The 21,407-nt window shown below is 39.5% G+C and carries 17 protein-coding genes; 8 read left to right on the top strand and 9 right to left on the bottom strand.

Going from position 1 to position 21,407, the window contains the following annotated elements; genetic code table 11:
• Positions 1-197: hypothetical protein (locus NZM04_00670; GenBank protein MCS7062557.1), on the bottom strand; the 197-nt coding region annotated here is incomplete at its 3' end.
• Here NZM04_00670 and NZM04_00675 point away from each other — a divergent pair.
• Both NZM04_00675 and NZM04_00680 read left to right on the top strand, forming a co-directional pair.
• Positions 190-366 (top strand): hypothetical protein, encoded by a 177-nt coding sequence (locus NZM04_00675; protein ID MCS7062558.1) that lies wholly within the window; start codon positions 190-192, stop codon positions 364-366. The two genes, NZM04_00670 and NZM04_00675, sit on opposite strands and share 8 nt — an antisense overlap.
• Positions 367-418: 52 nt before the next feature.
• On the top strand, positions 419-805 hold the full coding sequence (locus NZM04_00680; GenBank protein MCS7062559.1) for a hypothetical protein: 387 nt from the start codon (positions 419-421) through the stop codon (positions 803-805).
• Between the two features lie 362 nt (positions 806-1,167).
• On the opposite strand, the gene NZM04_00685 is transcribed toward NZM04_00680, so the two are convergent.
• The 3 genes from NZM04_00685 to NZM04_00695 all read right to left on the bottom strand — a co-directional run bounded on the left by NZM04_00685 (position 1,168) and on the right by NZM04_00695 (position 3,723).
• Positions 1,168-2,007, bottom strand: a complete 840-nt coding sequence (locus tag NZM04_00685) for a hypothetical protein (protein ID MCS7062560.1) — start codon at positions 2,005-2,007, stop codon at positions 1,168-1,170.
• 15 nt (positions 2,008-2,022) lie between these two features.
• Entirely contained in the window at positions 2,023-2,451 is a 429-nt protein-coding gene (locus tag NZM04_00690) for a hypothetical protein (protein MCS7062561.1), read from the bottom strand.
• A gap of 63 nt (positions 2,452-2,514) precedes the next feature.
• On the bottom strand, positions 2,515-3,723 hold the full coding sequence (locus NZM04_00695) for a site-specific DNA-methyltransferase (GenBank protein MCS7062562.1): 1,209 nt from the start codon (positions 3,721-3,723) through the stop codon (positions 2,515-2,517).
• A gap of 78 nt (positions 3,724-3,801) precedes the next feature.
• On the opposite strand from NZM04_00695, the gene NZM04_00700 reads away from it, so the two are divergent.
• Together NZM04_00700 and NZM04_00705 are read left to right on the top strand one after the other, a co-directional pair.
• Positions 3,802-4,650 carry a DNA methyltransferase gene (locus NZM04_00700; GenBank protein ID MCS7062563.1) on the top strand — a complete coding sequence of 283 codons (849 nt, stop codon included), beginning with the start codon at positions 3,802-3,804 and terminating at the stop codon, positions 4,648-4,650.
• A gap of 20 nt (positions 4,651-4,670) precedes the next feature.
• Positions 4,671-6,005 (top strand): thioredoxin domain-containing protein, encoded by a 1,335-nt coding sequence (locus NZM04_00705; GenBank protein ID MCS7062564.1) that lies wholly within the window; start codon positions 4,671-4,673, stop codon positions 6,003-6,005.
• Between the two features lie 221 nt (positions 6,006-6,226).
• On the opposite strand, the gene NZM04_00710 is transcribed toward NZM04_00705, so the two are convergent.
• Positions 6,227-7,051 carry a hypothetical protein gene (locus NZM04_00710; protein MCS7062565.1) on the bottom strand — a complete coding sequence of 275 codons (825 nt, stop codon included), beginning with the start codon at positions 7,049-7,051 and terminating at the stop codon, positions 6,227-6,229.
• 903 nt (positions 7,052-7,954) lie between these two features.
• The gene (locus NZM04_00715; GenBank protein ID MCS7062566.1) at positions 7,955-8,821 is read right to left on the bottom strand and encodes a thermonuclease family protein; all 867 of its coding nucleotides are present in this window, start codon (positions 8,819-8,821) and stop codon (positions 7,955-7,957) included.
• A gap of 309 nt (positions 8,822-9,130) precedes the next feature.
• Between NZM04_00715 and NZM04_00720 the strand changes: the two genes are divergently transcribed.
• The 3 genes from NZM04_00720 to NZM04_00730 all read left to right on the top strand — a co-directional run bounded on the left by NZM04_00720 (position 9,131) and on the right by NZM04_00730 (position 15,383).
• The gene (locus NZM04_00720; protein MCS7062567.1) at positions 9,131-10,348 is read left to right on the top strand and encodes a hypothetical protein; all 1,218 of its coding nucleotides are present in this window, start codon (positions 9,131-9,133) and stop codon (positions 10,346-10,348) included.
• A 661-nt stretch (positions 10,349-11,009) separates the two neighbouring features.
• Entirely contained in the window at positions 11,010-12,503 is a 1,494-nt protein-coding gene (locus NZM04_00725) for a type IV secretion system DNA-binding domain-containing protein (protein ID MCS7062568.1), read from the top strand.
• A 273-nt stretch (positions 12,504-12,776) separates the two neighbouring features.
• Positions 12,777-15,383, top strand: a complete 2,607-nt coding sequence (locus tag NZM04_00730) for a hypothetical protein (GenBank protein MCS7062569.1) — start codon at positions 12,777-12,779, stop codon at positions 15,381-15,383.
• A 258-nt stretch (positions 15,384-15,641) separates the two neighbouring features.
• On the opposite strand, the gene NZM04_00735 is transcribed toward NZM04_00730, so the two are convergent.
• The gene (locus tag NZM04_00735; GenBank protein ID MCS7062570.1) at positions 15,642-16,127 is read right to left on the bottom strand and encodes a hypothetical protein; all 486 of its coding nucleotides are present in this window, start codon (positions 16,125-16,127) and stop codon (positions 15,642-15,644) included.
• Between the two features lie 2,543 nt (positions 16,128-18,670).
• Between NZM04_00735 and NZM04_00740 the strand changes: the two genes are divergently transcribed.
• Positions 18,671-19,342 carry a hypothetical protein gene (locus NZM04_00740; GenBank protein ID MCS7062571.1) on the top strand — a complete coding sequence of 224 codons (672 nt, stop codon included), beginning with the start codon at positions 18,671-18,673 and terminating at the stop codon, positions 19,340-19,342.
• Between the two features lie 612 nt (positions 19,343-19,954).
• On the opposite strand, the gene NZM04_00745 is transcribed toward NZM04_00740, so the two are convergent.
• Both NZM04_00745 and NZM04_00750 read right to left on the bottom strand, forming a co-directional pair.
• Positions 19,955-20,308, bottom strand: coding sequence for a hypothetical protein (locus NZM04_00745; protein ID MCS7062572.1), 354 nt, complete (start codon positions 20,306-20,308; stop codon positions 19,955-19,957).
• A 564-nt stretch (positions 20,309-20,872) separates the two neighbouring features.
• A partial coding sequence (locus NZM04_00750) for a hypothetical protein (protein ID MCS7062573.1) occupies positions 20,873-21,407 on the bottom strand: 535 nt, incomplete at its 5' end.

Consider the following 21,407-nt stretch of genomic DNA (forward strand, 5'->3'; position numbering starts at 1 on the left):
GGGAGTAAATAAAATTGGATACATGAAGTGTCCAAAGAGACATAAGCGAATCGGTGGTCAAACGAGGCAAGAATCACAGCGGCAGCCAGCGCTACCTGTGCAAGGCCTGCAATCGTCATTTCACCCCTCAGCCCAACCCAATCGGCTACCCGCTTAGAATCCCGCGCCAAGCCGTCGAGATGTATCTGGATGGCCACAGCTTCCGACGCATCGGGCGCAATCTGTATGTCAAGGACGCAATCGGTAGCCAACTGGGTCAAGTCTGCCGGTGAACGTGCCTTGGCTGCCTTCCCCATCCCACAGCCCCCCCAACCGACGACTAACCGATCGTCGAGCTTGAGAGCAGTTCACATTCGTCAGGAGTAAAAAAACGCGACGATCTCATCACGCAGGTCGAGCGCCGGACGCGCTGCGTGATGTGCTGGTAGATACTCTATCCCGCGATGAAGCGGTGTTACAGGCGGTGGTGGATCAAGCGCCACGGGCATTTCAGTATTGCACCGACGGCTTCAGTGGGTATGCTGCTTTAGACTACCGTGGCGGCTGTCTCTGGTTGCGCCGGGCAAGTCGCAGACCTATTCAGTTGAAGCAAGTCTCGCCGAGTTGCGGCGGCTCTTGCTCTCTTAGGCCGGCGGGCGCGGTGCTTTTCGCGGTGTGTGGAAGCGCTGCGGTGGTCGGTTGCGTTGTTTGTGCAATGCTGGAATCGGCGGCATACCTTCAAGCAAGCGCATCCGGGTTATCAGAGCTATCCGCGGGACTACGCAAGTATTTGGGTTTAGGCACTCCCGGTTGGACTAAGGAATGAAGTGAGATGGCAGGTTTTGCACAAGTAGCGCTAACTACTGCAGTGGTTTTTGAATCGTTTAAGTATAGTTTAACTTATACATCTTTATTTTATTCGCGTATCTAATTTATTCGCCCTTTATTTAATAATATTAAATAATTTTCGTTTGCGCAAATCATGCTCTATGATTATTTCTGTCTTGCCTGTGAAAATTTCATAGGCATGTTATTTCAGACTACCATGACAATAGTCAGTGGTTGCTGCGGACAAACTGTAGATCTATTTAGTTAAATACAGCTTTACCGAATTCTTAGTTAGCTACATGAAGACGAAAATATTGCTTATATAGTAAGTTGTGGTTTATTTACATTAATATTCTTGCTTTATTGTATTGAACATTCAAGGAAATGACGTGCGTGAGGATATGTTATATTATTCAATCTACCTATTACGCTCATTATCAATTCTTCATTTTTTAACTCATTTGCTAGCTTATAAGCAGATTTTAGAGCTGCATAATTATCGATATCTATTAAAGCCGATATGACTGCTGTTTTTACCTTTTGGCTAGAGCTTCTGTTGAATTGATTAATCAAGAAATTTATATTTCTTGACGATCTTCTCCTGCCTAGCATATAAATGCCCTGAACTTTTATATCCTCGTTTATTTCCTTTTCTATTATCTCCATGATTATTTTTTCTGACAATGGGGATGAAATACGATCAATTGCATCTAATGCAAGCCTGCGCAACTCTTCCTCATGACAATTACAGAAAAAATCGTATAAAGGCAACAAGGCTTCTGCACGTCTTATGTATCCAAGTGCTACTATACAACTTCTTTTTAAGAGATGTTCCTGCGTGTTATTTAACTTACGTATAATAGGCAATATAGCCCCGGCATATTTTCTTTGCCCTAATATCATTATGCTTTCTTCAATAATTCGTATATCATTGCTATTCATCATGGAGTTAATTAGAGTTTTATCTATTAAAACACCCTTTATCTTTGCTAGCGCGCGCATAGCATAAATTTTTACATCACAATCTTTTTCGTTTAATACAAAAAAGCATATATATTTAATCAGATTCTTGGCTGGATTTTTTTTGAAACGGTCGATTAGGGAGATTTTTAATTCACGATCTTCGCGCAGATAGGCAGTCGAGAAGAGATTTACAAATTCCTTTCTATCTTTTTCGGCAGTTCTGGTTATAGTATTCATATTAATTTACATGTCTCAGTAAATATATTCTAAACCATATTGCGATGATTTTTGATATGTTTGTGATGAGGAGACCTTTGGAGATAAATGACTTAATGAAGAGCTTAGATATATATGATCTGGTTGATATATCATTGGATATCTACTTACCCATTCACTTAGTGCCAGCATGTTGTTTAATTTATCAGTAAATCTATAGATAAGAAGAGCGTTTTTGCTGTTTAATATATTGCCGAGATTTTCTGTAATACTATCTACTATTTCGTCTGAATATGGTCCACCGAGTAAGTACAAAAACGAAGAGGAGCTTAACATTTGATCTATTTTTCCTTTGTCTTGCACGGATCGTATAAAATCTACGACCATTTTACTTGCTAAGCATTCGTTTCCATTTGAGATTAGAGACGCTAACTTCATTTCATCCCAGTCAATATTGCAAGGCATGTTTATATTATATCCTTAGGACAAGAATAAATGTGTTATGTGAAATGTATATTTAGCATAGTATTAATTTTTACACCATTTAGCCGTTAGCAAGAATTCAAACAAATTTACGTTTGAGTTTCTTTTACGAATCATCCGGATTTCTATATTAACAAAGCCTAATTTCTTCAACATTTCGCTATATATTATATGCGTAGGTACCTCAAAACCATAGAAGAAAGAATTGCCTATAATATAATATAACTCTGCAGAAGGTAAGAGGATGTTCTGAATGCTTGAAAAATGCAGCCATATATCATGAAAATATTTTTCTATATATTTATATACAATTAAACTGCTTTTAGCTTGAACTCTTTTAATATTTTCTAGAACCGATAGGAGACAATTAGTTCTGAAGTCATCTGTTTGCGGTTGCCACTCAATTAATTTACTCGTTGCCTGTCCCCACGTGCCACCAATGGCAAGCCAGTCAAGTTGCCCGGCATCCTCTCTATTTTGCAGATAATCCAACCAGTACATATAAGGACGTAGCTCACGTATATAGGACATCCGGTTTACATATGGTGGTGAAGTGATAATAAGCCTAACTGGATCTTTCACAATATATCCTATCTCTTTAGCGTCACCAATTGTAACTTCAGGAGTACAACTCGGATTATATTTTGCGGTTTGTGTAATAAACTCTAGATTATTCCTGAATGCGTCTTTATATTGGCTATATGCTAATGATTCACATCGGTGCTTTTGTTTTAATGACATAGAATGATGGCCAAATGTTACATTAGATAAATCCAGCGCTGTCCTACAAAAAGCGACTAATAACAAATTTCTTGCTTTCTCGTCAGTATCTGTTTGAGTATATATTAAAGAAAGCAATTTACCTAAAAAATCAATCGCACTTTCACTCCACCACTTTTCTATATTATGCATATCGGGTATTCTATACGGTACAATGTTTAGATCATCTTGATTGAAGAAATTGTTCAGTATAAAAAGACATTTTTCGATATCTTTTTTATCGTAAATATCTGTTTTAACTCTTGTCAACCAAGTCAGGAACGGATTTATGTCTATAGCTATACTAGGATAATTCATATATGCTGCACATAATACAGTAGTTCCGCTGCCACAAAATGGATCTAAAATTCTACAAGAGCATACTTCCTGGGAACGTAATATATCTTCTACTATTTGCTTTGAATAAGCCTGTTTAAACTTAAACCACCTATGCCGATTCTCTTTGCCCGGGTAACGATAAGTATATCTTGGCATGCGCATATCCTCTAGACTAACAATAAGTTCAAGGACTTACCACTTGAAATCAAGCAGTAGATTATAATGAATTATAGTATGGTTACGCTTTATCATGGCGATTGTCTTGATGTTTTAAGAGATCATCCAGATAATCACTATGATTTGATCTTTACATCTCCACCCTATGCTGACTGCCGGAAGAAGACTTATGGCGGCATTGCACCGGAAAAGTATGTTGAATGGTTCTTGCCGCGATCAAAAGAATTTTTGCGTGTCCTTAAACCTGATGGGACATTTGTGCTTAATATAAAAGAAAAGGTTGTGCATGGTGAAAGGCATACGTATGTCCTGGAATTGATTTTAGCGCTGAAAAAACAAGGATGGCTATGGACTGAAGAATACATATGGCACAAGAAAAATTCAATGCCAGGAAAATGGAAAAATAGATTCAGAGATGCTTGGGAACGTTGTTTACAATTCAATAAGAGCAAGGATTTCAAAATGTATCAGGATGAGGTTATGATACCCATCGGTGATTGGAGAACAAGTCGTTTGAAGAAATTGGGTAAAAACGATTTTGTAAGACATAACTCGCAAAATGGCAGCGGGTTTGGTAGAAATGTTTCTAAATGGCTAAACAAGGAAATGGTTTATCCAACTAATGTCTTACATCTCCCAACTGTATCGTCTAATAAGCATCATAGCGCCGTTTTCCCTTTGGATTTACCCATGTGGTTTATTAAATTATTCTCAAAACCTGGAGATATCATACTAGATCCTTTTGTTGGATCAGGAACAACGTGTCTTGCTGCTTTTCTTCTAGGCCGAGAAAGTGTTGGTATAGATATTAAATATGAATACATCACTATGGCTTCACAAAGAATCGGCCAATACCAAAAAGATCTGTTTAATCAACCCATTCAAATCTTCTCTTCTGCTAGGTGAAAATGTGGTATCATTTAAGCATGAAAAACAACACACTCGTTCTCGCTTCATTAGTTTCTTCATCAATCAGCATGGCGCTTTCAATTTATATAGCAATAAAATTAAACACTTTTGATGTAAATGTAACTTCTTCTTCCTCTCCAATTACTTCCTCTCCAATTACTTCCTCTTCTATTACATCTGACGCAACAAAATCGAATACTGGATCGTCTGCTAATCTCTTCAATGATATGAGCGAAGTTCTTGATCGCTCACGTGATTATCAAACCACATTAATCTCTGGGGGATATCCTATTACGGGGCATTTAGTTGTATTTGAAGATCCACTGTGTAACTATTGTAAACTGCTACACAAAGAGACACTCCGAAGCATTGAGAATATTGTCAAAGAAGATGGTTTTGGTTTGAATTTAGTGCTCACCAGAAGGCATTATATTATTTTCGGAGATCGTTCATTTAACCTGGCAAAAATACAAGCATGTGCTGGTTTAGTTGGTGGAAGAGAATTATATTATCAAGCCATAGATATTTTATACCAAGACGATAGCTCAAACAAATCAACAGAAGATATCGTTAAGTTATTTTCTTTGCCGGAAAATAAGAAAAAAGATATCCTCGATTGTGTTCAGGATAAGAATGAACTAGGACCAACCGCGGCCTTGAATATTTATCAGGATACACAAACGGCTAATCGTATTCGTGCAGGAGGAACTCCTCATGTCATTGTCAATGGCATTGTCATAGGAGGCTACGCTTCACAGAGTGAGATGGTGAAGAGAATAAAAGAGGCTGGGTTAGGACAAATCACGATAGAAGAATCCACACCTAATCCGCCTATATCTATTTCCTCGTCCGATATATTAACTGGCGTCAACGAGTATCAGATTGAAGGCATACATGTTGGTGCCCCTATTACATATACAATTGCCGTCTTTTCAGACCCGAAATGTCCTTATTCCAAGATGCTCTATAAGGATACAATAGACGCTTTAAGAAAAAATAAAACACACAACCTTGTAATCGTCCATCGTTATATGTCTGTTTTAGGCGATCATTCAGAATATATATTATCGCTGCTAGACTGTGTCGGACAACATAAGCCTGATCTCTTTGTAAATACCCTTTATGATATATATTTATCTAACCTAGATGATAAAACTATAGAGGATAAAATTTTATACACGATTGGCATGGATAATAAAGATGCTTGTTTAATCAAAGCGAAAGAGAAGGTAGCAAAAGAAACTAATATCGCTCAAGGCCTTGGTGGAAATGGGACACCATTTATTATCTTTGGCCAAAAGCCAGTAAATGGTTACATAGACTACAACACTGCAATCGAATTGATGAAGTAGTAAATTACCTGCTTGATGTGAAAGTATATGGTGAAGGTATACTTAAGAGAAGACGAAACTTTAGATAAATTAATTGGGCGATTTAACCGTGCAGTTCACAACTCATCCATCATACAAGAATGTATGAGGAGAAGATATTACGTAACAAAAGGCGATAGATATAGGTCTTACAGGCGCAAAAGGATGATGAGGGATAGATTAAAAAATGATAAGTGAAAGATTTAATATATACTGCTAGACATTTCATCTTCATTATCCCACTCAGCCCGCAGTTTAGAGACAAAAATCTCGGATGGCACGTTCAAGCTAACATCACTAAGTAGACCCCGCACATCACTTAACGATAATGTTTCATTCTCAGATATTATTTCTACATCCCCCATATCTATAATATCTATAGCATAGGGCGACGATTTTCCTTGGAATTCTCCGATATATAATTTTCCACGAGCGTAAATAGTTTTCCCTACATTTTTAATCAAAAAATCGTAATTTTCACAATGTACAATGCATAACACATTAGTATCGTACAAAAATGGTTTGATGTAAAAAACATGATTTTCACCTTCTAGGGCAACTTTTAACACTCCCTTTATACTTCCGTATTCGGATAAGTCATTATTAGTAAATTTATTTGATTCTATAGTAAAATCTGATGGCAATTGCATATGAATGTCGTTATAAAATAAAGCGTAATCATCTGTGATTGCTTGGATTTTTTCTATAACTTTTAAGAAAGCGATTATCAGTCGAGAAACACAATTTGAACTTGATCGGTATTTTGATTTATTATTTATGTTTTCTTGTAATATATTCATAACAGAATCACATCGGTGATTTATATCGGCCATCTCGTTTTCATATAATTCGATAGATAAACCATCATCGTTGTTAAATACTTTTGCACTGAAATTATGACTATTTTCTCCATTGATAAGCACATCTAATTCACATAGCGCACGCAAAAAATCATTTAAAACTCCATCAAAGTACTCATGAGTTATACTAGTGGAGACATGGTTAATTCTTATTTTAAGTTGATTCATATTTTCACCATTCGTAAAGTAGTGTGTCTTATTTATGATTGTATATATTATAATCAGATCTACTCACTTTTGTCATCATGCTGATAATAGAGGCTCCAGTTATAATTAGACTGTTTTAAAATATCATATACGCCAAAATTGTTTTTGAATATACAGCGAAAAGCCTAAGATATTTTAAATATTATCAATCATGATTATTTAAAAAGCTTGAAAAAAATTAACCACCAATAAACAAAGAGGATCTGTAACCGATCAATGATAAAAATATATTCACCTTCTCCATCCAGAAAATAGCTTTAATAAATATGATAACACAAACTTTGGTGAAATATCTATACTGTTACACATGATATGAGGAAAATAGCCTTGTTTTGTTAAATCAAACATAGCGAGAGACAATATCTAGCACCCTTAGGCCGATGAAAAGAAACGCCTTTAGTAGTTTGTGGAGGCACAACAACTTCAGTTTTATCGTTTGTGCAATGCAGGAATTAGTGCTTATCTTCAAGCGAGTATATGTTGCTTATAATAATTATTGTCAATGCCACTTAAGTATTTAGATCCAAAAATATTTCTTTGTGCAACGAAATAAAAGCGATAGAATTAAATATATGACCTCTTGATATCAATTAGTGTGTTTGAACATAAAACTAAAATTATGCAGCTATTGGTTTAAGCATACTGACTCCTCCTACTGCACAATGATTCATGTTTTAACTGAAAACTTTTACGGTATCTGGATCTTGGGAAAACCAGAAGTGTTTTTCACGGTAGTCTAATGCAAACGCCTCTCTTGAGGCCATTAGCTCATTGAAGAGGGGACGTGTATTTCTTGATAGGCATATTTTTAGGTTGATTGATCCACAAATATAGAAGACCACTTTATCGCAATAAATTGACACTTTATCTTTCACAACCGATCCCGTCATTATCACGATCGAAATTGTGAGGATCTGGGGGATACACGGTAAACCGACGATAAGGTATCTCATTACAATCCAAATCAGGAGGAGGCGCAGGAATACAGACATCTGGATAGGAAGGATGACATGCTTCTTGGTCTTGAGGTAGAGGGGCAATGTCTCGATGTATGCTCTCTGGTGTAGAATAGAGAACAGGTGTATCAGTCACTTTTATGTTCCATTCTCCAAAAGCCCACAAACCGCGTTTAAACTCTCTAGCTTCAAATTGAAGTGAATTTAATTCATCGGCGCAGCGTAAATCTGGATTAATAGTCAAAGTTTCTGCCCAACCCCCACGGACTAGCTCATGACTCAAAGAACCATGTTCGCTGACAACATAGCGGAGCAGACGACCATATTGATCACGATCACTTATATCCCTAGCCATATACAAAGTAGAACCGGAGGGTAGAAATGATTGGTTTGCCAAATTTGCTTGATAATAATAAGGAGAATAACTTTCAGGGGCGTCTATTCCTATATATCTTACCCTTTCCGTATGTCCATTCGTTAACCTCACATTAATAGTGTCTCCATCTATGACATCAATAAGATATGCAATCTCCCAATTTAAACCCTGTAAACATGGATAATTTGATATATTCATTGGCTTATCAAGTACTGCATTATGACTTTTTGCTTCTAGATAAACTGTTGGTGACGATGATGATATGACCGGAGTGTTTTCTTGTTGGTTGTTAAGCTCTGGGGTTATGATTTCTACTTCTTTCGAGACATACGATGAAGAGGTAGGTGTAGGCAGAAATATCGTGACAGATATTTCTGGATTTGTGTAGTAAAAACTCAAAGATCCCAGCCACCAAAATGTGAACAGAGAACATCCGCAACATAAACACAGCACACCTAATATTAACGATAATAACGATGCACTTTTATTCCTTCTCATTTGAACCTTCCTTTGATTATACAGAATGATCCTCTGGTATTTCGTGATTATATAGTAAGCGATATCTGTGTATTTTTTTTACCTGCCTTTGTATTATAATAGGATTAGAAAAGGGTAATGATTTAATTGGGACATTGGCCTTGTTTTTCTTTTGAAGGCTTCTGTAGGACTTTTCGTCGTCTCATGACGAGTATATAATATACTCAAGCCATGACTACAAAATTGCATCCACTTATCAAGCAGCCTACCATATTATGCAGCGAATGTGAAAATGCATTCCCTGGTATTTTTAAACAAATAGAGATAGAACGTGGTAAACTGGAAAAAGTGGTCAAATGGCTTCCACATACATATTCGCATGTAGATTTGCATGTTTATATAGCTATGTTTATGCGAGATAAGATCTATAGAAGCATTTTCGACAAAAATGAACCATGGGCTAAAAGCAACGAGGTTTTATATTGTATAAAAAGAGTCGTTACGGATGCTAATATTACTGGCATCTCAGTTGGATCTAATATCTTCAAGAAATTTTTTCTAGAAAAAACATATGGTGATATATACAATTATGCGTGTTATGCCGTTACCTTATCGGCATGGCGTATGTCCGGTAAACATGTTTTAGTTGTGCATGATGAAATTCTTGATATCATATGGGATGATAAAGTTAAGCTCGATAAAATTCCGTCAGATCCCCTTCGTCATATTCCATATTGGTCTGCATACATTCCTGTGGGTAAAGAATTTGAATTGAAAAGTGATCCGGTAAATCGTTTCTACACGATTAGAGGCATTTTATTTGCCATGATGTGGGATGATAAAAGAAAAAAAGAACTATGCAATATTATATTAGATATGAGTTTAGGAAAAAATGAACGAATCACTGCTGCACAAATATATATAGAGGATAAAATTGATATACAAAGCCAAATTCAAAATAGCAACATTATCCTTTCTAGTTCGGAAAATAAAGATCAAATCACATTCATGGATTTATTGCCAAGCCTCTTCTATAACGCTATTCAATGCATGTTACTTCTATCTGCAGATAACATAGATTTAGAATTAAACCCTGAGGTGAAGAAAGCAGCTCCTATGCGGCCACAATTGAAAATAGGGCAACGCCTTTATGTACCACCACAAGAAACTATTTGGAACGTTGGATATAGATTGGGTTCTAAAATTAAAGCTGCCAGGTCTCGCTATTATAAAGAATTAGAACAGAATAAGACCGGGCGGAGATTGCCACCACATATAAGAAAATCACATTGGCACACTTATCTAGTTGGAAAAGGTCGCACGGGTAAAAGATTCATCTTCTTGCCCCCAATTCCAGTTAATATGCCTGATGATCCTGAGGAGAAGATCGCTTGTATAGAACGCCTACCTACCACACAGCGCAAGGTAGAAGTCCAAAAAATTGTTTAAAATCAAGGAGGATATTATCTTCGCATTCAATACATCTTTATTTTAATTTTGAAATAAGGCCTGAGTTATTTAATCATAAGCACATAAAAATATTCGGTTGAGATTTAAAACCTAGTTTGCTGTTTCATCTTATTGTTGACATCTGCTTTGTCTTATATCAACTAAATTATACTAGTAAATTATTCGCGCCATTAAATCTTAACTCAATAGATCACTGTATTTTTTCCAGTGTGCACATAGTCCGTAGCTGCTGATTCTTTCTTTTGTGCAATATTGGAATCAGCGGTCTCTATTCAATGAATCGTATGTTAATTTTAAGAACTATAAGCATGACTGCACATGTACCTAATTTTAGGCAATCCATCGAATGGTATACTTTTGTCTATGCTATAAAAAAACAACGTCAACAAACTAAGTCGAAAAGATAAATAACATTAATGTATAAATTTAATAAATATATAAAATATTAATATAAGAGTCTTTACATCCCGTGTTACTTAAATAAATCTTCCTGGTATTTTTATTTCCATACATTAAGATATAAGAATGCAAATGATGGTTAAGATAAGTTCAATATATATTTTTTTATTAGACTATATACCCCAATGTAATACATATCTATGATAATGTATGGAATAGAAGAGTTTGTTGTATAATGATCATGATGGGCAATATTAGCAAACATATTACAAAAAACGCGCGTACCAGGAAACTGCAAGCTTTTTCTGTTTTATCTGGATATACCTTTTCCGATAATATAAATATCACTGTAGACAATCCACGCTGTATCCTTATCCCTCAAGAAATAGATGAAAATAAAATAGTGATGATGGATGATCAGCTATTTAGCAAACATATGCTATTTGTAGGAAGCATTGGGAGCGGAAAAACTAACGCGATATTTCAACTAGTAAGGCAAATTAAAAGCAATTTGGGTAAACAAGATGTCATGATCATATTTGACACTAAAGGGGATTTCTTGTCTGAATTCTACGACAGCGAAAAGGATATCGTGATTAGTAATGATCAACACGCATGTGGACTAAAAGGAGAGGAAAATTATTGGAACATTTTTGAGGAACTATATGACGAACCTGATTACAATGATCGTGCAATCGAGATGGCTACAAGTTTATTCGCGGGTAAAATAGAAAAAACAAATCAAGTGTTCTTCCCGCAAGCTGCGCGCGATATCTTAGCCGCTCTTTTTATTCATTTCAATAGATTGTGGCAGAAGAATAAAATAAAATTCGACAATGGCATGTTTCGCGACCTTATTGATCGTTTGCCTGCTGCAGGTATTAAAGAGATTCTGTCAGAACATGAGGACTTAAGAGCTATAAGATCATATATTTCGCATGATATGTCACCTCAAACTCAAGGCGTAATCTCTGAACTCTATCAGGGAATACGTGAAATATTCGTCGGAAATTTCAGAAAACATGGCGATTTATCCATTAGAAGAATAGTGCGTGAGAAGGGCGGTGTAACCGCATTTATTGAGTTTGATATCTCTCTGGCTGGAGCCCTTGGCCCGATCTATGGACTCATCATAGATCTAGCAATCAAAGAAGCACTTGGGCGTAGTAGAACCGAAGGGAACACATGGTTCATCCTAGATGAATTTCGTTTATTACCAAATCTCAAGCATATAGACGCCGCTCTTAATTTCGGCCGCTCACTCGGTGTTAAAGTGATTATGGGGCTACAAAATATCAATCAAGTCATAAAAGCCTATGGCGAACATCAAGGCATGAGCTTATTATCCGCTTGTTCATCCGTTTTTGCCTTTCGTGTTACCGATCACAACACGAGGGAATTTGTGCAAAAATTATTTGGCAAACAAAGGCGCGTAGAACTTATTACCAGCGAAAATATTCAAGACCCTATGGAACAGGTTACTGAAGGTCACGTAGTTGAGGATTGGATGCTTAATCAACTGGATGTCGGCGAAGCTATCGTCTCTTTGCCTTCATATGCCCCATTTCTTTTTAAGTTCTCACGTTACGATAAGAAAGAGATAATGGAGAAGAGAAAAAATATACAAGAGTTTTGTGATAAAGATAGAAACGGCAAAGTCCACCCACACCCGCTTCCTCATCATGCACTTCGCCCCATCCCCATTGTAGACAACCCCAGCGTTCATACGAATTGATAGAGCGTAGATAAAATGAGTTATGATCCACCTCTCCAAGGAGTCAAACTCAGTAAACAAGATTTCATCAACGAAGATGTAAGATTCTTCACCCCCCACGACTTGAAACCTCTATCATTTTATAAAAAAAAGAAGTCGCATAAATTGCTGCCTATAGAGAAGGGGATCTACGACCCATGCATCTTCGGTTGCCCATATCTCTTTTCAACCCATTGCCTTATATATTGCAACGGACAAGATTGCCAAAGGGATAAAACAATTTCCTCTAAACTTTTGCCCACCGGTGTGTACTTATCGTTACCTTTTCCACTTGTTCATCCTATCTATATGCGTACGCCGGCATTGTCCAATATGGCTAAGAGCATGGGGATCACCACATCTGAATTAAAAAAAAGAATCAGAAGCGGTGATTTACTGGAAGATCTATACAAAAATAAAGAAGACTTAAATAGTTTTATTATCGAGTATATTTATCTAACTCCGTCTTGGACGCGTATGCCCGGTAATAATATTTATTCTCTTCATCCATTATCCAAAGCATATATTTCAGCGATAAGGGCCATACAATACGGAGATTGGATATTTAAGCAGTCATATGATGTTAAAATAAAAAAGTCTATATGGGTTATCGTTCAGAATGTCATAAAGGATGTTTTTGATCATCCGCTTTACGGCATACACAAGAGGATATTCGGTAAAAACGGCCTATGGCGCGGACATCTATGCGGCAAAAGAGTTATACGCAGTGGACGCGCAGTCATCTATGCAGATCCACATTTGACGTTTGACGTATGTAGTTTGCCCAAAATAATGGCGGAAAGACTTTTCTGCCGTGAACTCCCAAGAAATTATGCAGGATTATCTCCCCAACAACAAACGGAAGCCCTGAATGAAATCGGGCGCAGAACTTTTGTGGCACTTAACCGCCCACCCACATTGCATCGTCTTAATTTACAGGCATTTCATTTCACTGTTAATAATCATGCTGCTATCGGTATTCATCCCTTAGTTTGCCAAGCTTTCAATGCTGATTTTGATGGTGATCAGATGAATGTCTTCGCTCTTCATGAAAATAACCATTTACTGAGTGAATCACAACGCATGATGCCATCTTCGAATCTCTTCAGACCTGCAGACGCAACACTACTTCCCTTTCCGGATAAAGATATTCGCATGGGTATACGCTTAGGCACAAGAGATGCAGAGAATATTGATCTGTCTCTGACTCCTCCCCAATCCGATTTTTTTGAGTGGGCAAGATCAGTATTGAATGATTATGTCATAAATACTCCTGTAAAGTTCAAGAATTTTGCGATGCCTTTATTAGATCCCGTCGGCAATATTATTTCTCATAACGACGAGGATGTTTTTTTTACAACTTTGGGTAGGCTTTCCTTATATAGTTATCTACCTCCTGGCATACCATTTATTAACAGGCAGATGAACATGGGAGAATTAAAAATGCTTTTATCTTACGTCACAAGGATATATCAAATACAAACTAATAGAAAGATCTTAGTTGATACTCTGGACGGTCTGAAGTCATTCGGTTTATATGCTTTGACTAAAACAGGTGTTAGCTTCTCTTTAAATGATTTTGACGTGGATGGAAAAATAATTGAAAAATGGCAGAGGAAGTACAACCATTTTGTCAAACTATATAGCGAAAAAGAAGTTTCCGCAAAAGAAGCAAAGGAATATGCCCATGCTCTTGTTTTGAAAGATATCGATAAAATAACAAAAGGGGATGAATATGAGACTGGGGCTATTATACAAATGACATCACCTCAAAATATATCTCATGCCTTTGCCCATATCTTTATCGGCAAGAATTTTGAGGATGAAATAGAAATAAAAAGAGATGAAATCAACGAAGGCGATGAAATTGCTATGGCCGGTTATACGATGAAGAAACTGGCATATGCACTAGGTGATATTTATGTTGTCGAGAAGAGTTGTGGAACAAAAAGATCTATGCCGATTAACCCAAAAATATTCCGCGATGAAGAAGAATGTCGCGCATGGTTGCTTGGCCGTTATCTGCAAAAGCCGGTAGAAGTAGCAGGAAGAAATTATCCTGCTTACACAGAATTAGACGAAGAATTTATTGCCGGCTTATGGAGGAGTAAAAACAAACCGATAGTAAACATTTTATCACCTTTATTTTGCACTGCTAAAAATGGTTTGTGCGCAAATTGTTGTGGTAATGATCTTGCGAGCGGCGAAGCTATGCGAATTGGAACAGCTATTGGCTTAATAGCAGCTCAAAGCTTATCGGAAGCCATTGCTCAACTTAAAATTGATGCAAGGAAGAGGATGGGCAATATTAGTAATGAACACATAGTATTGCCATCATCCCAGGACTATATAGACGAAATGAAACTTGTAGTTCCAGAGGCTATTTCTATGGTCAAAAAAGGCGGATCGATTTGTATTAATATGTTATCCGGGGATTTTATTAATATAAGCGAAAGAATTGTGCGCAATGGGGAAAGTTTATTAGATTATTATTCATCGGAAAATCTAAAAGATATTATTATTGAAGGTAAATTGATAAATATAATGAAGGAGTTAAGATCAGACATCTTAGCTTATTCATTGTTACATTTCTTGTATAATAAATATAGGCTGCTAGGAGTGAATATAGCTACGAAATACATAGAAATATTTCTCAGTAAATCATTATATCCTACTAATGCTGTTTTGTTTAATAAGAATATAACAAAGATTATGTCATTAAGAGAGATGATGATTAATCAGAAAGGGTGGATAAGAAGGTTGTGTAATTACTATCCTCTTGATGTCTTAGCTAAAGCATTGCAGGAAGGAATAAACGATTCTTTGTCAGATCCTCTCGTGCAATGTATTTTCGGATCATAAGAGGTTTGCATAGCTGATCTTATTAGATATTAAGTTATACATCTATAATATCTTTATTATCTTCCATTTCTCTTGACATAAAAAACAAATTAAATTAGGCATTCTATAAGAATCTTCGATAAGAAAGGCGGTTGTATCTATCAACGAATAGAATTACGTATGACACATTTTCGATGGCGCGGATGTCTTATCTTCATTAAAATGCAATTATAGAACGATCATTAAAAATATTACTCTCGCTTGAATATCATTAAATAATTAATATTCCCTGCATTTGATGATATATTCTTCGTTATATTCGCATATCTTCTTGTCTTTTTGATAAGAACCATGTGCATTAAACACTACAAGTGACACTGAAAACTCATCGATATATTGATTGTCATAAACGGTAATATTTACTTTCCGTCCATTTAAAAGATAAGTGTGTTGTCTGTTTTCGTGTGAGTTTATTTTAATATCTACATGAATTATCTCATCAGTCTTATTTTCAACTCTTATATAATTAATCAACGGGTTTTCATCTTCATTATAAATACTCCAATTCACTAACTCTGCGGATTTAATTTTGTCTACATAAGTTTTAGGGGGGTCTATGAATAGAAGAAACAAAAAAGCAGAGGAAATTAACACGGAGATAATAAAAAACAACACCAACCTTTTTATGATTAGCTTTATCTTTTGCCTGAACCGATAATTTTTATCTACCAGGTCTATTACATCTGTTTTCTTCTTTTTCAGCATGTATCTATTTTATCGTAAAAGGCCATGATAATCAACCGGACAAACATCTACTTTTAGTTTTGAATATGATTAATATGATCATGCAATTATTCAATCTTGCCAAAAGATTGCCAAAATCTTTCCAAAATCTTGCCAAAAGATTGCCAAAATCTTTCCAAAATCTTGTCAAAACATCGAACCCCTCAACAGACTTGATAAGTTATCAATAATTTCGGATAAAAGAACTATAGCATGCCTTTTTTTATGACTATATTAGTTATTACTGATACGCGATTGTCTCTGCTTATTACGAAAATTCATGGATGATTTCGCTTACAATCAAATTATAAAGTCATCTTAAGCTTATATTATGTGCCGATGATTTGATGTTGATGATAAATCATCGTTCTATCAACTAATACAGTCGCAAGTCCGCCTTGGCCCTTTACATCGTGACGAAATCCCCTGCAATTTCGTCAAAGGGCATCACTTCCCCAAGAAGCGTCTCTTGCTCTCGCAAGGGTATGCTTCCCTCGCACAAGACGCGCTCTGCGCAGTCGCATGAAGATCATAAAGGTTCTGCGTGAAATTTTCACAGCGTGAGGAAATTTCCGATCGTATCTTCATCTTCATACCTTGTGCTTTATCCCCCCCTCCCAGCTAGCCATGAAGAGCATGAAGGTTATGAAGGTTATGCGAGAAATATTCACGGCGTGAGGAAATTTCCGATCACATCTTCATCTTCATATTCATCTTCATACCTTGTGCTTTATCGCCCTCCCTGCCAGCCATGAAGAGCATGAATGTTATGAAGGTTATGTGAGAAATTTTCACGGCGTGAGGAAGGTTCTAATCCCATCTTCATCTTCATACCCTGACGAATCGTTAACACAAAGGCACAAGGCATGAAGATCATGATGATCATGAATGTTTTGCGGTAGAATTTTTATAGCGCGAGGTAGGCACTGAACCAGTCCTCATTTTCATACCCCGTTCCTCATCACCCTCACATCTCGGTCTTCGACCATGCTCCCTAAAGGAAGGTGACTCTGACCGCTCGCGTTGCGTTCTCAACGCTCGCAGGTTATCGCCGCTGAGGATGCTGAGATTGAACGCCGCCGAGCCCCCCGCAGCGCAGCAAGAGTTTTGGTCACGGTCGCATGTGCACCTTGTAGCCGTGCACGAATAGCCCCGCTGCCTCTGGCGTTAGCGCCGTTCAGTCTAGTTCTGTCCAGTGACTCATTCCTGCCAGCCGAGCAATAGTGTTTGGTGCGGACGCCTAACCGCGTCGCTTTGTCTTGCTGCGTAGCGTAGCCAAATACGGCATCGCTGGTTTTGCGCTTGTGGAGATAGGCTCGGCGATTGTGGGCATGACTCTTGTACTAGAATATAAGTCATAAGCACATTGCGCCTCTAGCATAATTGATGTATATATAATGATACATAACGAGATGAACGAGTAATTCACTCTCGCTGCCCATGAATAGCCTACCCTGCACCAGCGCCACCAAGACGCCATCGCCGAACGACGCGCCGGACTCGCCATCCGAGCCCACTCATACTGGCGCGACATCATCCAGCGCATCGTCCCCTGGAACGAGTTCGCCAGACAACACAACCACCGCTCCGCCGACACAGGCATCCCCCTCGTCGCCATCACCAAGGACGACGACACCTTCGCCATCCAAGTCAAATACCGCAAAGACGCCGAGGACAACACCCTGAGCTGGAATGAGCTAGCGACCTTCTACGGGCAATACTGCGCCTTCTGCGAGCGCTTCACCGTTGCCATCCTGATCACAAACGCGCCCCTCACCCTGACCGCCGAGCAACAACTCTAAGACGCGAAGATTATCGTGCTCCCGCTAGAAGAAACCAATATCGCGCCGACCGAAGCCCCCCTCACGCTCACCTTGCCCTGCGCCTTGACAAGCACCACATTTAGTCACTGTTATGTGCTATCCTTAACATCAGCAACGATGATGAGACTCTCTATCAGACAAGCTACGGTCAGATATACCTTGGGGATTGCATGTACCTTCTTCGTCAAATGGAATCTGACAGCGTTGATTTAATCATAACAAGTCCTCCTTTTGGACTAATAATGAAAAAAGGATTGCTGAAATGTTAGTGCAAAAGAATACGTAGAGTGATTCCCAGCGTTCGCTCAACAATTCTATTGCGCGATCAAGCCAAGCGGAAGCTAACTTATTCACAGGGGCGTGGAATAAGGGATTGCCTACCCGAAGCCTATACCACTACAAACTCGTAATCTCGCTATGCGAGGCGCACAGCTTTAATCTTGCCCAAGAGTTCATCTGGTGGAACCCCGCTTACCTTCTGACACCTGATGAATAATTGACTGTGCGAAGACGATGCGTAAAAGACGAAGTTAACCTCGTGTGATGGTTTTCCAAAAGCCAATGATCGAAATCAAGCAACAGAAACCTTCAACAGCCGTATAACCAGAGGATGCTGAGTCTCTTGAGCAAGGGATACACGGCGAAAAAGCTGGTTAACAACCGCTAATGCATGTATATAATCCTGTAGTGGGAGGTTAATCTATGCAAACCCAGGATAATTCCAGACATAAGTCTAAGAGGCGGCTTGTAGGAATAGCAGCGCTGACGTTGCCGGCGACATGCATCAGCTGTTTTGCCTTAGCGCTTATCGGACAGCAAACACAGCAATCCGATCCTAATATTTCTGTTACTTATGTGTCCCAGAATCCGACCGTGATTGCAGCAACCTTTAAGCCACCCACTGCTACGCCTGCGCCGCTTCCGACGCTTATACCTAGCGAGACACCAGAACCCAGCCTCTTTTCAAGTTCAGAGGTCGCATACTTCAACGAGATCTCAAAAGTTTTTGATATTTATGATAAAGCGCTTGAGAATATCAATGAATTATATACACAAGCCGCGCAATTTCCGTCGTTGATTGTGAGCACTGAATGGAGAATTAGGATGGCTGCGAATTTGGCGATGATTACTACTGCGGGAGAAATGGTAAGAAAATTGTCTCCACCAGCATCCATGCTCGAAGTCCATACTGAGCTCGTGGCCGCTTCGCGGCACTATGACTTCGCAGCAGAGCAGACCGCTAAGTCGTTAGATAACATGGATCCCAGCTACCTAGCAGAGGTGCGCACGTCTCTAGAAACCGCAGACAAGCATCTCAAGAAAGCGCTACATAAGATTAAGGAAATACAAAAAACGCGCCTGCGCGGAGAGTAAAGTCGCCATGGGCAAGCGCAGTTGCAGTTTGCGATGGTCTGTCTATAATTCCTCCGCCATACGGCGTCGCAGCAAACAAAAGATTTATTGTTCATCTTAATTCTAAGTAGTAGCATTGGCATATTGCGACACTTTCGCCTGGCAACTTCACACCAAGCCTATTCTTACCCGTGCCAAAGCTAATTCTAGGCAAAGCAAGAGGTGTCTTCTCCGCGTCCTCCGTGCATCCGTGCCCGACTGGGTTATACCTTCTTTGAATCAACTATCTATGCGTGCATTGGCAACATACAAGTTCTGTATAGAGCAGAGCCATTCCTGACCATGCTGCATCGCTAGTGTGACTAACAAGCGCATCAAGTCAATCCGCCTAACCCGTCTCTCTCGCAGGAGGCGCTTGTCGAAGCCTTCAGCACACCGCTAACGCGCGCGGCAGTTATGATTATGTATCACCCGAACCTCTCGCCAATGAATTCGCCCAAAGCTATGGAAGTCGTCTTTGACGCTCTATCGCTCGCAGAAAGCGCGCGCCTCCTGCTGGCTTCGGCTTGTTACCTTTATAACAAACACGCCACGAGTGTAAAAAGAAAGTTGTGCTTGCTTGGTTTCTCGGCCCTAGCATCCAGAGGACAATATGCACTTCCTCTCGCGCTTCATCATTGAAAGCGCGATCTGCTGAGAGTGCGCGCTCAGGCGCTCTCCTTGCGAACGGCAAGTTGTCCTGAGTAGCACGCCCTCAAAAAGCCAAGCAGGATAGCGATGAAATCCGCCGAGCCGACCAAGAGCACGTGACATTCCCCCTTGAGGAACAGGATAGGACTTGACCAAGGCTTGTCCTTGAGAGAAGCGAACCGTCACTGTGCCCAACTCGCAGGTATATTCACCGTTGAGCGCGTTTGCTAGCGCGACACCCACCTCAAGAGGTACCGCTTTGATGATCACTAACTCGATTTGTTTAAATACGCTCATAGTCTGTGGGGAACAGAGGTTGCGCGATGCGGTGGCTCGGGCGGGGTTGGTGCGGCACGTATCTGTACAATGCTAGATGCCCCAGTTGGCTTACGCCGTCGGCTGGTGGACGTTACCCTCAAGCTGCCACGCTCAGCCGCGCTTTAAAGCAAGATCTCTCCGCTTTTGTGCAACAGGCGCGGGCGTTGAGCCTCACTAAGAACAGCAACTCTTCAATCGTTTCCCAGCGACGGCGATGGTGGTTTGGTTTGTAGCGTATACAGACGCGAACGCGCGTCAGAGAGCGTTGTTCGCCCTACAGTAAAGTCCAACAGTCTGCCCGATACACCACAAAATTACACGCGGCTTTACACATACAGCCGCTGATATAGTGATTGGCATGAATACAATATAGTCGCTTCCGCACTTAAGTAAACTTGCTAAACCTCGGCGCAGTGAGACAAGACAATCGCCCCCGATAGGTAAGCTTTTGCTGGTTGTAAGGGCGCTTGTCGCATCACACGCTGATGTTCAGATCGCATCAGCAAAGCTTCAAATTAAACGCTTAAGTGCGACACGGGAGGATTAGCCTGCCAAGTCACGTATCTCTAGGCATGCCGAGTTTCGTTCCTCGTGCATGCAAGCGCAACCTTGCGAATTAGTGAAAGACGCCAACTCAACATCGCCAACCGATTTGCAAGACCTTGCAAGCACTTTGGGAGTGCCTAAATCCAAATACTTGCGTAGTCCTGCGGATAGCTCTGATAACCCGGATACGCTTGCTTGATGGGATGCCGCCGATTCCAGCATTGCACAAAGGACGCACCCGACCGCCATAGCTTCTCCACACATCACGAAAAGCACCACGCCCGTCGGCCTAAGCGAGCGAAATCCCCCGCAACTCGGCGAGACTTGCTTCAACTGAATAGGTCTGCGACTTGCCCGGCGGTAGTCCAAAGCTGCATACCCACTGAAGCTGTCGGTGCAAGACTGAAATGCGCTCGAAGCTTGATCCACCTCCGCTTGCAACACTGCTTCATCGCGGGATAGAGTATTTACCTGCACATCACGCAGCGCGCGCCGGCGATCGACCTGCGTGATGAGATCGTCGCGTTTTTTT

This window comes from Candidatus Methylacidiphilales bacterium (assembly GCA_025056655.1).
GTDB lineage: Bacteria > Verrucomicrobiota > Verrucomicrobiia > Methylacidiphilales > JANWVL01 > JANWVL01.